The following is a 15,672-nucleotide window of genomic DNA, read 5'->3' as shown; positions in this document are numbered from 1 at the left end:
AAAGTATCATTATGTTACATAATAAAAAGTCACTATTGTCGTTGCTCATTCCTCTGATTTTTACCCCTTTTATTACCCCTGGCGCCAGTGCTGCGGTTGTTACCTCCATCAAGCCGTTGGGTTTTATCGCGTCAGCCATTGCTGACGGCGTGACCCCTGTGGAAGTGCTGCTGCCGGACGGCGCTTCAGAGCACGATTACGCATTACGTCCTTCGGATATAAAACGTTTAAAAAACGCAGACTTACTGGTATGGGTGGGACCGGAAATGGAAGCATTTCTCACTAAGTCAGCTGCCGCCATTCCTGCCCAAAAAAATATCGAAATAAGCCAGTTGCCGGGCGTGAAGTCACAACTCATTCGCGGGGGTGATGACGATGAAGAAGAAGCGGGTCATGCCGCACACGAAAATTCCGAACATCAAGACGGGTCTCATGCTCACCATGAGCATGGTCAATATAACATGCACCTGTGGTTATCACCTGATATAGCAAGACAATCTGCGGTTGCAATCCATGGGAAATTATTGGAACTTATGCCGCAAAGCAGAGACAAACTTGACGCAAACCTGCAGCAGTTTGAAGCGGGTTTGACCAAAACAGACCACGATATCAACGCCGCGCTGACGCCGGTGAAAAGTAAGGGCTATTTCGTTTTTCATGATGCGTACAGCTACTTTGAAAAACATTACGGTTTGTCACCATTGGGGCATTTTACCGTCAACCCGGAAATTCAGCCTGGCGCGCAGCGGTTACATCAAATCAGAACAGAGTTGGTTGAGCATAAGGCGGTCTGCGTCTTTGCTGAACCACAGTTCAGGCCGGCCGTCATCGATGCCGTGGCCCGGGGAACCAGCGTACGTAAAGGCACGCTCGATCCACTGGGCATGAACATCAGCTTAACCAAAGACAGCTATGTGAAATTCCTCTCACAACTGTCGAGCCAGTATGCGAGCTGCCTGAATGGAGCCTAGAGGATAAGTACAACGTGCAGCAGATAGCCCGCTCTGTCGCCATGACATTTAACAGTTTGCCGCGCCCCCATCGCGTAATGTTGGGGTCGCTGACGGTGATTACCCTGGCCGTCGCCATCTGGCGGCCTTACATCTACCATCCCAGTGAAAGCATGCCAATTGTCAGGCATATCGAGCTGGAGAAAAATGAACTCCGCACGCTGCTGCCTGAAGCCAGCGAGCCCATCGACCAGCCGACCCCTGCGCCGGAAGAAGATATCCCAAAAGATGAGATTGATGAGGATGTGCCGGTCGAAGCGGGCATTCACGATTACACCATCTCCTCTGGCGATACGCTGAGCAGCGCCCTTAACCAGTTCGGCATCGATATGTCTGACATTAACGCGCTGGTAAAAGCCGACGGCGATTTGCGTAATCTTAAGGTCGGTCAACAGCTCTCCTGGACGCTTAACGATGATGGTCAGCTGCAACGCGTAAGCTGGGACATTTCGCGCCGCGAAACCCGCACTTACGATCGCAGCGGCAATGGCTTTAAATCGAGCAGCGCGCTGCAAAAAGGCGAATGGCAGAATAATGTCATGACCGGCGTCGTGCAGGGCAGCTTCGTCACCAGCGCACGTAAAGCAGGCCTCAGCAGTGGCGAAGTCAGCAACGTCATTAAAGCGCTGCAGTGGCAGATGGATTTTCGCAAGCTGCGTGCCGGCGACAAATTCAGCGTGCTGATGTCGCGTGAAATGCTGAATGGTAAAAGTGAGCAGAGCCAACTGCTGGGCGTGCGCCTGCGTACCGGCGGCAAAGATTATTACGCGATTCGTGCCGAAGATGGCAAGTACTACGATCGCAATGCGTCCGGTCTGGCTCGTGGCTTTATGCGCTTTCCAACCGTTAAGCAGTATCGCGTATCCTCTAACTTCAATCCGCGCCGTCTGAACCCGGTGACAGGTCGTGTAGCACCACACAACGGTGCTGACTTTGCGATGCCAATCGGTACGCCGGTGCTGGCGGTGGGCGACGGGGAAGTGGTGGTGGCTAAACATGGCGGTGGCGCCGGTAACTACGTGGCGATTCGTCATGGTCGCCAGTACATGACGCGCTATATGCACCTGAGCCGACTGCTGGTGAAACCAGGACAGCGCGTGAAGCGCGGCGATCGTATCGCCATCTCCGGGAACACCGGTCGCTCAACCGGACCGCATCTGCACTTTGAAATCTGGATCAACAACCAGGCAGTGAACCCGCTGACCGCGAAGTTGCCGCGTACCGAAGGATTGACCGGTAAAGATCGCAGCAGCTATCTGGCGCAGGTGAAAGAAGTCCTGCCGCAGCTGAAGATCAATTAATCTTCCAGTGGCTGCGCAAAACCGACGGTCAAGGCCGTCGGTTTTTTATGGTGCCAGCACAGGCATTGCAAAATATTACGCGGCCACTATCATTAGCCGGTCATTGATTGAGGCGAGTGCATGGAAACCAGCAAGAACAGTAACAGTGAGTTTATCCCCGTTTTTAAGCGGTCATTTCTGAAACCCAAACACTGGGGAACCTGGCTGGCGATAGGTGCCTGCGCCGCGATGGCGCTGATTCCGGCTAAATTACGCGATCCTTTACTGGGCACGCTGGGCCGCAAAGTCGGTAAGCTGGCAAAGAGCGCCCGCCGTCGAGCCCAAATCAACCTGTTGTACTGTTTCCCCGAGCTGTCTGAAGCCCAGCGTGAGGCCATCGTCGATCGCATGTTTGCCACCGCGCCGCAAACCATCGTGTTTATGGCCGAGCTGGCGCTGCGTAATCCGGCTAAGATGGGCCAGCGTATCCAGTGGCAGGGCCGCGAAGTGTTTGACCGCCTGCGCGCTGAAAAAGAGAACGTGATTTTGCTGGTGCCGCACGGCTGGGGCGTGGATATTCCCGCCATGCTGTTAGCGCATGAAGGCGAAAAAGTGGCGGCGATGTTCAATCATCAAAGCGATCCGGTGATTGATTACGTCTGGAATTCAGTCCGCCTGCGCTACAACGGCCGCCTGCATGCGCGCGACAACGGCATCAAGCCGTTCATCAGCTCAATTCGCAAAGGCTTCTGCGGTTACTATCTGCCCGATCAGGATCACGGTCCTGAGCACAGCGAGTTTGTGGATTTCTTCGCAACGTATAAGGCGACGCTGCCCGCGCTGGGACGCTTGATGAAAGTGAGTCGCGCCCGCGTAATTCCGCTGTTTCCGGTCTATAACAGTGAAACCCACGGCGTCACCATGATTTTTGGCCAGCCGATGGACGATCTGGTGGAAGCGGACGACATCATGCTGGCAAGGCGCATGAACGAAGAGGTGGAGAAATTTGTTGCGCCGCATCCGGAGCAGTACGCCTGGATCCTTAAATTGCTGAAGACGCGCAAGGATGGGGATATCGAACCCTACAAGCGCAAGGATATCTATCCGAAGTGATAAAAAAAACGCGACCCGAGAGTCGCGTTTTTTATTTAAGGCTGATGCTTAGTCAACACGTAGCACACGGCTGGTGTTGGTGGTGCCGGTGGCGCCCATCACATCGCCCTGGGTGACGATCACCAGATCGCCAGAAACCAGGAAGCCTTTGTCGCGCAGCAGGTTGATCGCATCATGCGCAGCAACCACGCCGTCGTTGTTGCTGTCAAAGTAAACTGGCGTCACGCCGCGGTAGAGCGCGGTGAGATTCAGCGTACGCTCATGACGCGACATAGCGAAAATCGGCAGGCCGGACGTGATGCGTGAGGTCATCAGCGCCGTGCGACCCGATTCCGTCATGGTGATGATCGCCGTTACGCCCTGCAGATGGTTGGCGGCATACATCGCCGACATGGCAATCGCTTCTTCGATATTGTCGAACTGCACATCCAAACGGTGTTTCGAGACGTTAACGCTGGGGATTTTTTCCGCGCCAAGACAGACTTTCGCCATCGCACTGACGGTTTCAGCCGGATATTGACCCGCCGCGGTTTCCGCTGACAGCATCACCGCATCGGTGCCGTCGAGCACGGCGTTGGCGACGTCCATCACTTCTGCGCGGGTTGGCATCGGATTAGTAATCATCGATTCCATCATCTGCGTGGCGGTAATGCTGGTGCGGTTAAGCTGACGCGCACGACGAATCAACGCTTTCTGAATACCGACCAGTTCCGGATCGCCAATTTCAACGCCTAAATCGCCGCGTGCCACCATCACCACGTCACAGGCGAGGATAATGTCATCCATCGCTTCCTGCGTGGCAACTGCTTCTGCACGCTCAACTTTAGCGACAATTTTCGCTTCGCAGCCCGCTTCACGAGCCAGACGGCGCGCATAGTTCAGGTCTTCGCCGTTGCGCGGGAAGGAGACCGCCAGGAAATCGACGTTAATTTTGGCTGCGGTCAGGATGTCCGCTTTATCTTTTTCGGTCAGCGCTTCGGCTGACAGGCCGCCGCCGAGCTTGTTAATGCCTTTGTTGTTGGACAGCGGGCCGCCCACGGTCACTTCGGTAAAGACTTTGCTGCCGTCAACCGACAGCACTTTCAGCTGCACGCGACCGTCGTCGAGCAGCAGAATGTCGCCCGGAACCACATCAGACGGCAGATTTTTATAATCGATGCCGACTTTTTCTTTATCGCCTTCACCTTTGCCCAGCGACGCATCCAGCAGGAAGCGGTCACCAATGCTGAGGAATACTTTGCCCTCTTTAAAGGTGGAGACGCGAATTTTAGGCCCCTGCAGGTCGCCGAGGATCGCAACGTGGCGGCCCAGCTTGGCGGCAATCTCACGCACTTTGTCGGCGCGCATCTGATGATCTTCCGGGGTGCCATGCGAGAAGTTAAGTCGAACAACGTTAGCGCCGGCGGCGATGATTTTTTCGAGATTATTATCACGATCGGTTGCCGGACCCAGCGTTGTTACGATCTTGGTTCTTCTGAGACGTCGAGACATGTAAGACTCCATATTATATGGTAAACGTGACGATGCGAGGCATGACCTGGTGATGCTTCGCTTATCTTAACGCATAGCGGCATCGTGATTCGACTCACATTGTAAACCTGATGTTAAAAAAATTTCAGCCCGCATAACAAAAGGGCGCCTTACTCTACCCGCTATCCCCACAGAGCGTCTTTGACGCACGGCAGGTTACGCCGCTATTTCACGGCTGGAAGAGCGTAAAACTCCTTCAGCGACGCGTCGAACGTCAACGCGACAGCAATCGGGTTACGATAAGACAACAATTACTGCTGCGACAAGCCTGACTGATTTGCTAAGGTTATCGGCACGGTGCCCGATTTCGTCCAGCATAATCGCCGCACAAAAACCGGCTGGTTTGGGCGATTTCATTTACAGGTGATTTCAATGCCGCTTTTTTGCGAAGATAGCCCGCGCTCACGTTACGCCAGCGCCGACCCGTTTGTCACATTTTTCAGCAGTTGACGGAAAAAGGACAGCTCGCGGCCGCTGACGTTATGTCCTTATTTGACCTGACGTGCCGCGCTGGTTTACCCGGAACCGCGAAAAGCAGTACATTGTGTCGTTAGAAATTACAATAAAGGTCTGACCTGCGAAGGATTTTTGCAGTCCGGCCTATCCTGCAACGAGGAGAGGAAAATGGCGGTAACTCAAACAGCCCAGGCATGCGATCTGGTGATTTTCGGTGCCAAAGGCGATCTTGCTCGCCGGAAACTGCTGCCTTCGCTATACCAGCTGGAAAAAGCCGGGCAGATTCATGAAGAGACGCGCGTGATTGGCGTTGGCCGCGCCGACTGGGACAAAGCCGCTTACACCAAGGTGGTGCGCGAAGCACTGGAAACCTTCATGAAGGAGAAAATTGACGAAGCGCTGTGGGATAAACTCAGCAGCCGCCTCGACTTCTGCAACCTTGATGTCAATGAGACCTCACACTTTCCCCGCCTGGGTAAAATGCTGGACCAGAAAAACCGCACCACCATCAACTATTTTGCCATGCCGCCAAGCACCTTTGGCGCGATTTGCAAAGGTCTGGGCAAAGCAAAGCTGAATGAAAAGCCGGCGCGCGTAGTGATGGAAAAACCGCTGGGCACCTCGCTGGAAACGTCACGTGAAATCAACGACCAGGTCGGCGAATACTTCGACGAAGGCCAGGTTTTCCGCATCGACCACTATCTTGGTAAAGAGACGGTGCTCAATCTGCTGGCGCTGCGCTTCGCCAATGCGCTGTTCGCGAATAACTGGGACAACCGCACCATCGATCACGTGCAGATCACCGTGGCCGAAGAAGTGGGTATCGAAGGCCGCTGGGGTTATTTCGACAAAGCGGGCCAGATGCGCGACATGATTCAGAACCACCTGCTGCAGGTGCTGACCATGATTGCCATGTCGCCGCCATCCGATCTCAGCGCTGACAGCATTCGTGACGAAAAAGTGAAGGTGCTGAAATCCCTGCGCCGCATCGATCACAGCAACGTGCGTGAAAAAACCGTTCGCGGTCAGTACACCGGCGGCTTTGTGCAGGGCCACAAAGTACCAGGCTATCTCGATGAAGAGGGCGCCGATAAATCGAGCAGCACCGAAACCTTTGTCTCGATTCGGGTTGATATCGATAACTGGCGCTGGGCTGGCGTGCCGTTCTACCTGCGTACCGGCAAACGCCTGCCAACCAAATGCTCAGAAGTGGTGGTCTACTTTAAAAATCCGGAAATGAACCTGTTTAAAGAGTCATGGAAAGAGCTGCCGCCGAACAAACTGACTATTCGCCTGCAGCCGGATGAAGGTGTGGATATCGAGATCCTCAACAAAGTGCCGGGTCTCGATCACAAACACAATCTGCAAACCACCAAGCTTGACCTAAGCTACTCCGAGACCTTCAACCAGTCGCACCTTGCTGATGCCTACGAGCGTCTGCTGCTGGAAACCATGCGCGGCATTCAGGCATTGTTTGTGCGCCGTGACGAAGTTGAGGCGGCATGGACATGGGTTGATTCCATTATCGATGCATGGTCAAACGACAACGACGTGCCTAAGCCTTATCAGGCAGGTACCTGGGGGCCGGTGGCCTCTGTGGCGATGATCACCCGCGATGGCCGCTCATGGAATGAGTTTGAGTAACGCTTAAAACAAAACCCGCCACGGCGGGTTTTTTTACGCCTGTAGGTTAGGGCAAAAAAATGAACCACAGTTTCAATTTGCTCATGTGCTATCTGGACGTCAGACAAAGCTATCATGTATGGTAGTTCCCGGAATTGCGACAGCATGCGGCCACTGACCGCATCAATCAGCCGGTATCGATCCGGCCAGCGAGGAGAAGTCACACGATGAAAAACTGGAAAGTCAGCGCGGAAACGGTGTTAAAAACAGGCCCGGTTGTGCCGGTAATTGTGGTCAACGATCTGAAGCATGCCGTTCCCATGGCGAAAGCGCTGGTTGCTGGCGGCGTGCGCGTGCTGGAAGTGACGCTGCGGACGCCGGTTGCCATGGAGGCCTTGCGCGCCATCATTAAAGAGGTGCCGGAAGCGATTGTTGGCGCTGGCACGGTGTTGAATACCCAGCAGCTGCATGAAGTGACGGAAGCGGGCGCGCAGTTTGTGATCAGCCCAGGTATCACTGAATCCTTGTTAAAAGCGGCAACCGACGGCCCGATCCCCCTGATTCCTGGCATCAGCACCGTTTCTGAACTGATGACCGGTATGGATTATGGCCTGCGTGAATTCAAATTTTTCCCGGCTGAGGCCAACGGCGGTGTGAAAGCGCTGCAGGCGATTGCCGGACCTTTCCCGCAGGTGCGCTTCTGCCCAACCGGCGGTATCACGCCAGCTAACTACCGTGACTATCTGGCGCTGAAAAGCGTGCTCTGCATTGGCGGCTCCTGGCTGGTGCCATCCGATGCGCTGGAGCAGGGCGACTGGAACCGCATCACTGAACTGGCGCGTGAGGCGGTAGCCGGCGCCCGTTAAGTTACGCGATGCAGACACAAAAAAGGCGCAGATCAATGCGCCTTTTTTTATGCCACTGGATTTAGCCGCTGACCCTGACCGCGGAGGCGCAGGCAATCGCCCGCGCTACGGCCTGTTCGCAATCCTCACCGGTGGCCAGCGCCACACCTAAGCGGCGTCTGCCAGCGATGTCAGGTTTGCCAAACAGCCGCAGCTGTAAACCGGCACCGATAGCGTCGGCAAGGCCGCTGAACTGTACGTTGCTGCTGTGCAGTTCGGGTAAAATGACCGCCGAAGCGGCGGGACCAAACTGACGAATGCCGCCTATCGGCAGGCCGAGGAAAGCGCGCACGTGCAGCGCAAACTCCGATAAATCCTGCGAAATCAGCGTCACCATGCCGGTGTCGTGTGGGCGCGGAGACACTTCACTGAAAATCACTTCATCACCGCAGACAAACAGCTCAACGCCAAACAAACCGTAGCCACCCAGCGCTTTTACCACGCGTTCAGCAATCTGCTGCGCGCGCTGCAATGCCAGCTCGCTCATCTGCTGCGGCTGCCAGGATTCCCGATAGTCGCCTTCTTCCTGACGATGGCCAATCGGCGCGCAGAAATGGATGCCATCGACCGCACTGATGGTGAGCAGAGTGATTTCAAAGTCAAATTTCACCACGCCTTCAACGATAACGCGGCCCGCTCCAGCACGTCCGCCTTGCTGTGCGTATTCCCAGGCGTGATCAAGCGCCGTGGCATCACGCACAAAACTCTGCCCTTTACCTGATGAGCTCATCACCGGCTTGACGATGCAAGGGAAGCCGATCGCCTCTGCCGCCTGAACAAAATCAGCCTGACTGTCGGCAAAGCGGTAGCTCGACGTCGGCAACGCCAGCTCTTCAGCCGCCAGGCGGCGAATGCCTTCACGATTCATGGTGAGCCGTGCGGCACGGGCGGTGGGCACCACATGCTGTCCATTTTTTTCCAGCTCAACCAACATATCGGTAGCGATCGCTTCAATTTCCGGCACGATAAAATCAGGGCGTTCTTCGGCAACCAGCTTTTGCAGCGCCGCGCCGTCCAGCATGTTAATCACATGGCTGCGATGCGCGACGTGCATGGCCGGGGCATCGGCGTAGCGATCGACCGCGATCACCTCAATGCCGAGCCGTTGACACTCAATTGCCACTTCCTTACCGAGTTCGCCTGAACCCAGCAGCATGACGCGAGTGGCCGCCGGACGCAAAGCCGTTCCAAAATTTTTCATAAGCACCACCTGAAAGGGATAAAAAAAACCGCGCACAGTGTAAACGAAAACGATTGCGCAGGCATCTGTTGTCAGGCTTGCTTTAAACCCTATCGCTGATATACTGTATATAAACACAGTTACCTGGAGCAGGTTATGGCCGTAGAAATTCAATATGTGGTTGTCAGAAAGGGTGCCGAGAAAATGACTTTTGCCAGCAAAAAAGAGGCTGATGCTTACGACAAAATGCTGGACCTTGCTGAGGCCTTCACCGGATGGTTTGAAAGCAGCAGCCTGCCGCTTGATGAAGCGCAGCACGAAGGGCTGGGATTGTGGTTGGCGGAAAATAAAGATGCGCTGCAGCACATTCTGCGCACCGGCAAGCAGCCGGATGCCGCTGCGCAGGCTGATGAGAGCGAGTCCGCCGAGAAAGCGACCAAAGGCAAAAGTGCGGCGAAGATTCGTGCGGTGGATGCCGCATAATTTGTTGGCAGCCTGCCGATAAGCTGATGTTTTCCGGTCTTTTCCTGTGCTGACGGTTCTTGACACCGAATGTTCTACGCTTATTCCGCGATGCAACTCAGGAATAAAAATATGAACAACTGGTTAAAATAATTGCAGTCGGTTTTAGGTAACAGCAGCAGCGGTGGTAAAGGCGGAATCGAAGCACTGGGCAAGATGTTGTCACCCGGTGCGCTGGGCGGCCTGGCTGGCCTGCTGGTGGCAAACGGTTCGTCGCGTAAGCTGCTGGCAAAGTATGGCAAAAACGCGCTGATCATTGGCGGCGGTGCGGCAGCGGGTGCGGTGTTGTGGAACAAATACAAACAGCGCGTCAGCGAAACCCATCGTGACGATCCGCAGTTTGGGCAGAGCGCCACGCCGGTTGATCAGCGTGCCGAGCGATTGATTGCGGCGCTGGTGTTTGCCGCCAAAAGCGCTGGTGTTTGCCGCCAAAAGCGATGGTCATATCGATGGTGACGAGCGTAAAGCGATTGAACGCAGCATGCAGGAAGCGGGTATTGGTGCCGCGGGTGAACAACTGATTCAGCAGGCGATTGATCGCCCGCTTGATCCGCAATGGCTGGCGCAGGGCATTAAAAATGAGGAAGAGGCGCTGGAACTTTACTTCCTCAGCTGCGCGGCTATCGATGTTGATCACTTTATGGAGCGCAGCTACCTCAATGCGCTGGGTGACGCCCTGAAAATTCCGCAGGACGTGCGGGACGGCATTGAAAATGATATCCGGGCGGAGAAAAAACAACTTTCTGCCTGACCGATCTGGCCAGCGTTCGCTGGCCTGCTTTTCATGAGATTTTTCCTGGTTAATCCTTGGCATTCATCATGGCACCTGCCAACCTTAGGATATGTTTCACTTAAGGTTCAATTGCCATGACTCCACCTGTTGCTTCTAAAAAACCGCATGCCCTTACGCTGCACGGTGACACGCGTATCGACAACTATTTCTGGCTGCGTGACGATCAGCGTGCCGATCCGGAGGTGCTGGACTATTTACGCGCGGAGAACCGTTACGGCCAGCAGATCATGTCCAGCCAGCAGGCGCTGCAGGATCAGCTGCTGGAAGAGATGATTGGTCGCATTCCCCAGCAGGATCACAGCGTGCCCTACGTGCGAAACGGTTATCGCTATCAGAGCTTCTATGAGCCGGGCAACGAATACGCGATTTATCGCCGTCAGCCGGAGGATCGCAGCCCGGATGAAGAGTGGGAGCTGCTGCTGGATGCTAACCAGCGCGCCGCGCACAGCGATTTTTACACCATGGGCGGGCTGGAAGTCAGTCCGGATAACAAGGTGATGGCGCTGGCCGAAGATTTTCTCTCCCGTCGGCAATATGGCATTCGTTTTCGTAATCTCGAGACCGGTGGCTGGTATCCGGAATTACTGGATAACGTCTCTTCCAGCTTTGCCTGGGCAAACGATGCCAAAACCATTTATTACGTGCGCAAGGACAAACAGACGCTGCTGCCCTGGCAGGTGTGGCGCCATCGGCTGGGTACGCCGCAGCAGGACGACGAACTGGTTTATGAAGAACAGGATGATACGTTTTACGTCAGCGTGCATAAAACCACTTCCCAGCATTTCATTCTGATTGCCTTGCAAAGCAGCACCACCAGCGAAATTCATCTGATTGATGCCGAATATGCCGATGCGCAGCCGCAGCTGTTTATTCCCCGTCGCACCGATCACGAATACACCCTCGATCACTATCAGCATCATTTCTATATTCGCTCAAATCGTGAAGGCAAAAACTTTGGTCTTTACCGCAGCGAGCGGCTACAGGAATCAGCATGGCAGCCGCTGATCGCGCCACGCGAACATGTTGTGCTGGAAGATTTTCAGCTGTTCCGTGACTGGCTGGTGGTCGAAGAGCGTCAGCGCGGCCTGACCAGCCTGCGGCAAATTTGCCGTAAAACCGGCGAAAGCTTTGGTATCGCCTTTGACGATCCGGCCTATGTCACCTGGCTGGGCTGGAACCCGACGCCGGAGACCAACAAGCTGCGCTACGGCTACTCGTCAATGACCACGCCCGCCACGCTGTTTGAACTGGATATGGAGACCGGCGATCGACTGGTGTTGAAGCAGTCACAGGTTAAAGGCTTTGAGGCCAGCAAGTATAAAAGCGAGCATATCTGGATCACCGTGCGCGATGGCGTGGAGGTGCCGGTTTCGCTGGTCTATCACCGCGAACACTTTCAGCCTGGCGCTAATCCGCTGCTGCTTTACGGCTACGGTTCTTACGGTTCAAGCATGGACGCCGATTTCAGCGCCAGCCGCCTGAGCCTGCTCGATCGGGGTTTTGTCTTTGCACTGGCTCACGTGCGCGGCGGCGGCGAAATGGGCCAGCAGTGGTACGACGATGGCCGCCTGATGAATAAGCTCAATACCTTCCACGACTTTATCGACGTTGCAGAAGCACTGGTGCAGAAGCAATACGGCAATGCGCAGCAGCTCTACGCCATGGGCGGCAGCGCCGGTGGCCTGTTAATGGGCGCGGTAATCAACATGGCGCCGCAGCTGTTTCACGGCGTAGTGGCGCAGGTGCCGTTTGTGGATGTGGTTACCACCATGTTGGATGAGTCGATTCCGCTGACTACCGGCGAATATGATGAATGGGGCAATCCGCAGGATGCCGCGTTCTATCATTACATCAAACAGTACAGCCCCTATGACAACGTCAGCGCGCAGGCCTATCCGCATCTGCTGGTGACCACCGGCCTGCACGATTCGCAGGTGCAATATTGGGAACCGGCTAAATGGGTAGCAAAACTGCGGGAGCTGAAAACTGACGATCATCTGCTGTTGCTGTGCACGGATATGGATTCCGGCCACGGCGGTAAATCGGGACGTTTCAAATCGTACGAGGGCATAGCGTTGGAGTACACCTTCCTGATCGCGCTAATGCAAGGCACGCTGGGCGCACCTGCATAGCGGCGTCAGCTAAGGTGTTTGATCAGGGCGCTGCGCAGATCGCGGCGCAAATCTGTCACGTTATCGAGCAGCCAGCGCAGATAGCCAGGATCGCGCTCGGCAATATCGGCGATGCGCTGACCGCGATACTTGCCGAACGGCAGGTGTTCGCTGCCGCTGGCGGGCTGCATGCGGGTTACCATTTCGGCCGCGTCCCAGCCGGAGGTTTCCATAATGCGAATCAGCAGCGCGGCGGTGACGTAGCAATCGTACAGCGCCCGGTGCGCATAAAGCTCTTCCGGCGGCTCCACCTGCAGCTGCAAACTCTCACGCAGCGCCTGGTTGCCATATTTGCGCCCCGGCCAAACCTGCCGCGCCAGCGTCATGGTGCAAATCCACTCGCCGGGCATCACTGGCAGCATGCGGCGATCAAAGCTGGCGTTGTGCGCCACGTAATGGCTGCTGCCGTGATAGCGGGCGATCGCCTCTTCAATGGTAGGTTTGCCGCGCACCATCGCGGGCGTGATGCGGTGAATCGCCATGGCCTGACGGCTGATGGGCCGGTCGGGAGAGATCAAATCGCTCATCGGATTAACGATCTGTCCGTCGACCACGTCAACCGAGGCGACTTCGACAATGCCGCCCTGCAGGCCACAGGTTTCGGTATCAATAACGCGTAGCAATGTCATGCTTATTTCTGCTTAGGTTCATAGGGCAGGCGCGAGAAGGCGAGCGATGCCTGACGATAATGCATCAGGCGCTGGCGAAACCAATCGCGCAGCGCTTCAGGCTGTTCACGCTCAACCATCTCAGGGATCACCGGCATATTGTAACGCTCTTTGAACGCTACACCGGCCGCGGCCAACTCGACGTTAATTTTATCTTTCTCTGCCTTTTCCAGGCGCGCGAGATTGTGACTCATGCTGTTCTCCTCTGAAGCAGCGGCAAAAATAATGCAGAAAGCATTGATTAGCAAGGTGGCGGACAGCACCCCGGCGCCTCGACAGCTTTCCAGCTGCGGAGTATCCTTGCGCCAGATTGCAGATTGCCTGCACCCAACAGGATAATACGATGCTGAAAATCACGTGCTGGCCGCTATTAACGGCCTCGGCGTTAGCCACCGCGCTGCTTGCCTCACCCGCGGCTCTGGCTCACGCCCATCTTAAAAATCAATACCCTGCGGCTAACGCGAAGGTTGAGGCCTCGCCTCAGGCGCTGACGCTGACCTTCTCTGAAGATATTGAACCCGCGTTCAGTGGTGCCACCCTGACCAACGAAAAACAGCAGCCAATGCCAACCGGTAAAGTTGGGCGTACCGCCGCCAAACATAACCAGATGATTGTGCCGCTGGAGAAGCCGCTGCCAGGCGGAGAGTATCAGGTCGAGTGGCATGTGCTCTCGGTTGATGGCCATAAGACGCAGGGAAAATACAGCTTTAGCGTAAAGTAAGATGGCGCTGGCAACCTTTTATATTGTGCTGCGCGGCCTGCATTTTAGCAGTTTGATGCTGATGACCGGCAGCCTGTTTTTCTCGGTGTGGCTGGCGCCGCGCCGCTATCGACCGCGGCTGGCGCTGGCGCTCTCCATGCCGGTTAGCGCTGGCGTGAGCATCGCACTGCTTAGCGCGGTGGCGATGCTGGCGGTGCAAACCGGGCTGATGAGCGGTGACTGGCATAACATCGCGGTGCCGTCGGTCTGGCAGGCGGTATTAACCACCGGCTTTGGTCGCGCCTGGTGCTGGCAGCTGCTGTTGGGGCTGATCGGTTGCCTGTTGTTGCTGGTGCGTCATCGCCTGTGCCAGCCCGCTTTGCTGGTGAGTGGCCTGCTGCAACTGGCGACATTGTCGCTGGTGGGGCATGCGGCGATGCACGATGGCGTCATCGGCAGCGCACACCGGCTCAACTAGGCGATTCATCTGATCGCCACCAGTTTTTGGGCTGGCGGGCTGCTGCCGATGTGCCTGTTGATGCGCCATGCCCGGCAGACGGCCTTACGCCAGGAGGCGATCCGCACCATGATGCGCTTCTCGCGCTATGGGCATCTGGCGGTGGCGCTGGCCGTGCTCACCGGCGTAATGAACAGCCTGTTTATTGCTGACTGGCAACTGCCCGCGTGGGTGCTTTATTATCAGCTGCTGATGGCCAAAGTAGTGCTGGTGATGCTGATGATCGCGATTGCGTTGATCAATCGTTACGTATTGGTGCCACGTTTTCGCACGGCGGGCGGCAGGGCACAGCAACAGTTTATTCGTCTGACGCAGGCAGAATTGATTTTAGCCTTACTGGTGGTGGCGCTGGTCAGCATTTTTGCCACGCTGTCGCCGGTTTGATATCGACAAATGGCGCCGTGGGCGCCGCAGATACAGTGAGTTAAGCATGAAAAAGAGCATTTCCCTGCTGCTGGCGCTGGGCTTTTGCGCCAACGCCATGGCGGCACAAATCATCACCGTCAGCCGTTTTGAAGTGGGCAAAGAAAAGTGGGCATTTAACCGTGAAGAAGTGATGCTGACCTGTGAGAAAGATGGCTCCTTGTTTGCTATTAATCCCAGCACGCTGATGCCTTATCCGCTGAACGATCGTGCTAAGGCGAAAGTGAACAGCGGTGAAGCACGCGGCCAGTCAATTGACGTGATTCGCCTTAACGATCCTAAAGATCCGCAGCAAAAAATGAGCCTGCAGCCGTTTATTGATCGCGCACAACAGTTGTGTGACAAGTAATAATGCTGAATATGACCGGAATACCGTTCCGGTCATATTACTGAATAGAGCCCTTCCTCACGCCATCAAATGAGTTATTTCACTTAAAGCCAGGGTAATCACTAAATATGATGCTGATGGGCATTTTTACGCTTTTTAATCCTCGCCGCCCAGGCTTGGCGCGTTAATTGATATTCATCAACGGACGCCGCTAAAAATTACTTCAGAATCGCGCCACGCTAAATAACCGGAGCCTGCCGTGATCCCGCACTGGCATCGCTGGCGTATTATCAGCTGGCAACACACTACCGCAACAGCGCCGGATGGCCGCGCCTATCCCAGTATCTATCTTCACGCCGAATGCCGTTGTGGCGTCGTTATCCATCGCCTGGTTTATAAATGCGTGTGCATTAAACAGGCGCGCAGGTGGCTGGGATAACAGAGTAATAGTGC

The 15,672-nt window shown here is 55.4% G+C and carries 13 protein-coding genes and 2 pseudogenes; 11 read left to right on the top strand and 4 right to left on the bottom strand.

Annotated elements, in window-relative coordinates; translation table 11 throughout:
• Nucleotides 1-11 precede the first annotated feature (11 nt).
• The 3 genes from znuA to lpxM all read left to right on the top strand — a co-directional run bounded on the left by znuA (nucleotide 12) and on the right by lpxM (nucleotide 3,403).
• On the top strand, nucleotides 12-971 hold the full coding sequence (gene znuA, locus ACJY2L_RS02160) for a zinc ABC transporter substrate-binding protein ZnuA (RefSeq protein WP_439212655.1): 960 nt from the start codon (nucleotides 12-14) through the stop codon (nucleotides 969-971).
• A 14-nt stretch (nucleotides 972-985) separates the two neighbouring features.
• Nucleotides 986-2,311: a murein DD-endopeptidase MepM gene (mepM, locus tag ACJY2L_RS02155; protein WP_067431428.1), complete on the top strand. Its 1,326-nt coding sequence runs from the start codon at nucleotides 986-988 to the stop codon at nucleotides 2,309-2,311.
• Between the two features lie 120 nt (nucleotides 2,312-2,431).
• On the top strand, nucleotides 2,432-3,403 hold the full coding sequence (gene lpxM / locus ACJY2L_RS02150; RefSeq protein WP_439212210.1) for a lauroyl-Kdo(2)-lipid IV(A) myristoyltransferase: 972 nt from the start codon (nucleotides 2,432-2,434) through the stop codon (nucleotides 3,401-3,403).
• Between the two features lie 48 nt (nucleotides 3,404-3,451).
• Here lpxM and pyk read toward each other — a convergent pair whose 3' ends face one another.
• Entirely contained in the window at nucleotides 3,452-4,894 is a 1,443-nt protein-coding gene (gene pyk, locus ACJY2L_RS02145) for a pyruvate kinase (protein WP_439212209.1), read from the bottom strand.
• Between the two features lie 663 nt (nucleotides 4,895-5,557).
• Here pyk and zwf point away from each other — a divergent pair.
• Both zwf and ACJY2L_RS02135 read left to right on the top strand, forming a co-directional pair.
• Nucleotides 5,558-7,033, top strand: a complete 1,476-nt coding sequence (zwf, locus tag ACJY2L_RS02140; RefSeq protein ID WP_439212208.1) for a glucose-6-phosphate dehydrogenase — start codon at nucleotides 5,558-5,560, stop codon at nucleotides 7,031-7,033.
• A 206-nt stretch (nucleotides 7,034-7,239) separates the two neighbouring features.
• A complete protein-coding gene (locus tag ACJY2L_RS02135) occupies nucleotides 7,240-7,878 on the top strand; it encodes a bifunctional 4-hydroxy-2-oxoglutarate aldolase/2-dehydro-3-deoxy-phosphogluconate aldolase (protein ID WP_439212207.1) in 639 nt (212 codons plus the stop codon).
• A 61-nt stretch (nucleotides 7,879-7,939) separates the two neighbouring features.
• Here ACJY2L_RS02135 and purT read toward each other — a convergent pair whose 3' ends face one another.
• The gene (purT, locus tag ACJY2L_RS02130) at nucleotides 7,940-9,118 is read right to left on the bottom strand and encodes a formate-dependent phosphoribosylglycinamide formyltransferase (protein ID WP_067435387.1); all 1,179 of its coding nucleotides are present in this window, start codon (nucleotides 9,116-9,118) and stop codon (nucleotides 7,940-7,942) included.
• 135 nt (nucleotides 9,119-9,253) lie between these two features.
• Here purT and ACJY2L_RS02125 point away from each other — a divergent pair, with 135 nt between their 5' ends.
• The 3 genes and pseudogenes from ACJY2L_RS02125 (at nucleotide 9,254) to ACJY2L_RS02115 (ending at nucleotide 12,544) form a co-directional block, all read left to right on the top strand.
• On the top strand, nucleotides 9,254-9,580 hold the full coding sequence (locus tag ACJY2L_RS02125) for a YebG family protein (protein WP_187486072.1): 327 nt from the start codon (nucleotides 9,254-9,256) through the stop codon (nucleotides 9,578-9,580).
• Nucleotides 9,581-9,712: 132 nt separating this feature from the next.
• Nucleotides 9,713-10,370 (top strand): annotated as a pseudogene (locus ACJY2L_RS02120) (tellurite resistance TerB family protein).
• A 116-nt stretch (nucleotides 10,371-10,486) separates the two neighbouring features.
• On the top strand, nucleotides 10,487-12,544 hold the full coding sequence (locus tag ACJY2L_RS02115) for a prolyl oligopeptidase family serine peptidase (protein WP_439212206.1): 2,058 nt from the start codon (nucleotides 10,487-10,489) through the stop codon (nucleotides 12,542-12,544).
• Between the two features lie 5 nt (nucleotides 12,545-12,549).
• On the opposite strand, the gene exoX is transcribed toward ACJY2L_RS02115, so the two are convergent.
• Together exoX and ACJY2L_RS02105 are read right to left on the bottom strand one after the other, a co-directional pair.
• Nucleotides 12,550-13,212 (bottom strand): exodeoxyribonuclease X, encoded by a 663-nt coding sequence (gene exoX, locus ACJY2L_RS02110; protein WP_439212205.1) that lies wholly within the window; start codon nucleotides 13,210-13,212, stop codon nucleotides 12,550-12,552.
• Between the two features lie 2 nt (nucleotides 13,213-13,214).
• On the bottom strand, nucleotides 13,215-13,445 hold the full coding sequence (locus ACJY2L_RS02105) for a DNA polymerase III subunit theta (protein WP_067431405.1): 231 nt from the start codon (nucleotides 13,443-13,445) through the stop codon (nucleotides 13,215-13,217).
• A 149-nt stretch (nucleotides 13,446-13,594) separates the two neighbouring features.
• On the opposite strand from ACJY2L_RS02105, the gene yobA reads away from it, so the two are divergent.
• The 3 genes and pseudogenes from yobA to ACJY2L_RS02090 all read left to right on the top strand — a co-directional run bounded on the left by yobA (nucleotide 13,595) and on the right by ACJY2L_RS02090 (nucleotide 15,240).
• The gene (yobA, locus tag ACJY2L_RS02100; RefSeq protein ID WP_439212204.1) at nucleotides 13,595-13,972 is read left to right on the top strand and encodes a CopC domain-containing protein YobA; all 378 of its coding nucleotides are present in this window, start codon (nucleotides 13,595-13,597) and stop codon (nucleotides 13,970-13,972) included.
• A 1-nt stretch (nucleotide 13,973) separates the two neighbouring features.
• Nucleotides 13,974-14,852: pseudogene (gene copD, locus ACJY2L_RS02095) on the top strand (copper homeostasis membrane protein CopD).
• A 46-nt stretch (nucleotides 14,853-14,898) separates the two neighbouring features.
• Nucleotides 14,899-15,240: a YebY family protein gene (locus ACJY2L_RS02090; protein WP_067431396.1), complete on the top strand. Its 342-nt coding sequence runs from the start codon at nucleotides 14,899-14,901 to the stop codon at nucleotides 15,238-15,240.
• Nucleotides 15,241-15,672: the final 432 nt, after the last annotated feature.

Origin of the sequence: Duffyella sp. Ts4 (assembly GCF_051851875.1) — a bacterium.
GTDB classification, from domain to species: Bacteria; Pseudomonadota; Gammaproteobacteria; order Enterobacterales; family Enterobacteriaceae; genus Duffyella; species Duffyella gerundensis.
Note: the sequence above shows the minus strand (reverse complement) of the source record. Positions and strands in the feature narration are given on the sequence as shown.

Bases quoted from the DNA above. Each gene is read 5' to 3' on its own strand.
- znuA (WP_439212655.1), top strand. From the start codon at position 12: ATGTTACATAATAAAAAGTCACTATTGTCGTTGCTCATTCCTCTGATT.
- ACJY2L_RS02090 (WP_067431396.1), top strand. From the start codon at position 14,899: ATGAAAAAGAGCATTTCCCTGCTGCTGGCGCTGGGCTTTTGCGCCAAC.
- yobA (WP_439212204.1), top strand. From the start codon at position 13,595: ATGCTGAAAATCACGTGCTGGCCGCTATTAACGGCCTCGGCGTTAGCC.
- purT (WP_067435387.1), bottom strand. From the start codon at position 9,118: ATGAAAAATTTTGGAACGGCTTTGCGTCCGGCGGCCACTCGCGTCATG.
- ACJY2L_RS02135 (WP_439212207.1), top strand. From the start codon at position 7,240: ATGAAAAACTGGAAAGTCAGCGCGGAAACGGTGTTAAAAACAGGCCCG.
- exoX (WP_439212205.1), bottom strand. From the start codon at position 13,212: ATGACATTGCTACGCGTTATTGATACCGAAACCTGTGGCCTGCAGGGC.
- ACJY2L_RS02125 (WP_187486072.1), top strand. From the start codon at position 9,254: ATGGCCGTAGAAATTCAATATGTGGTTGTCAGAAAGGGTGCCGAGAAA.
- pyk (WP_439212209.1), bottom strand. From the start codon at position 4,894: ATGTCTCGACGTCTCAGAAGAACCAAGATCGTAACAACGCTGGGTCCG.
- ACJY2L_RS02115 (WP_439212206.1), top strand. From the start codon at position 10,487: ATGACTCCACCTGTTGCTTCTAAAAAACCGCATGCCCTTACGCTGCAC.
- ACJY2L_RS02105 (WP_067431405.1), bottom strand. From the start codon at position 13,445: ATGAGTCACAATCTCGCGCGCCTGGAAAAGGCAGAGAAAGATAAAATT.
- zwf (WP_439212208.1), top strand. From the start codon at position 5,558: ATGGCGGTAACTCAAACAGCCCAGGCATGCGATCTGGTGATTTTCGGT.
- lpxM (WP_439212210.1), top strand. From the start codon at position 2,432: ATGGAAACCAGCAAGAACAGTAACAGTGAGTTTATCCCCGTTTTTAAG.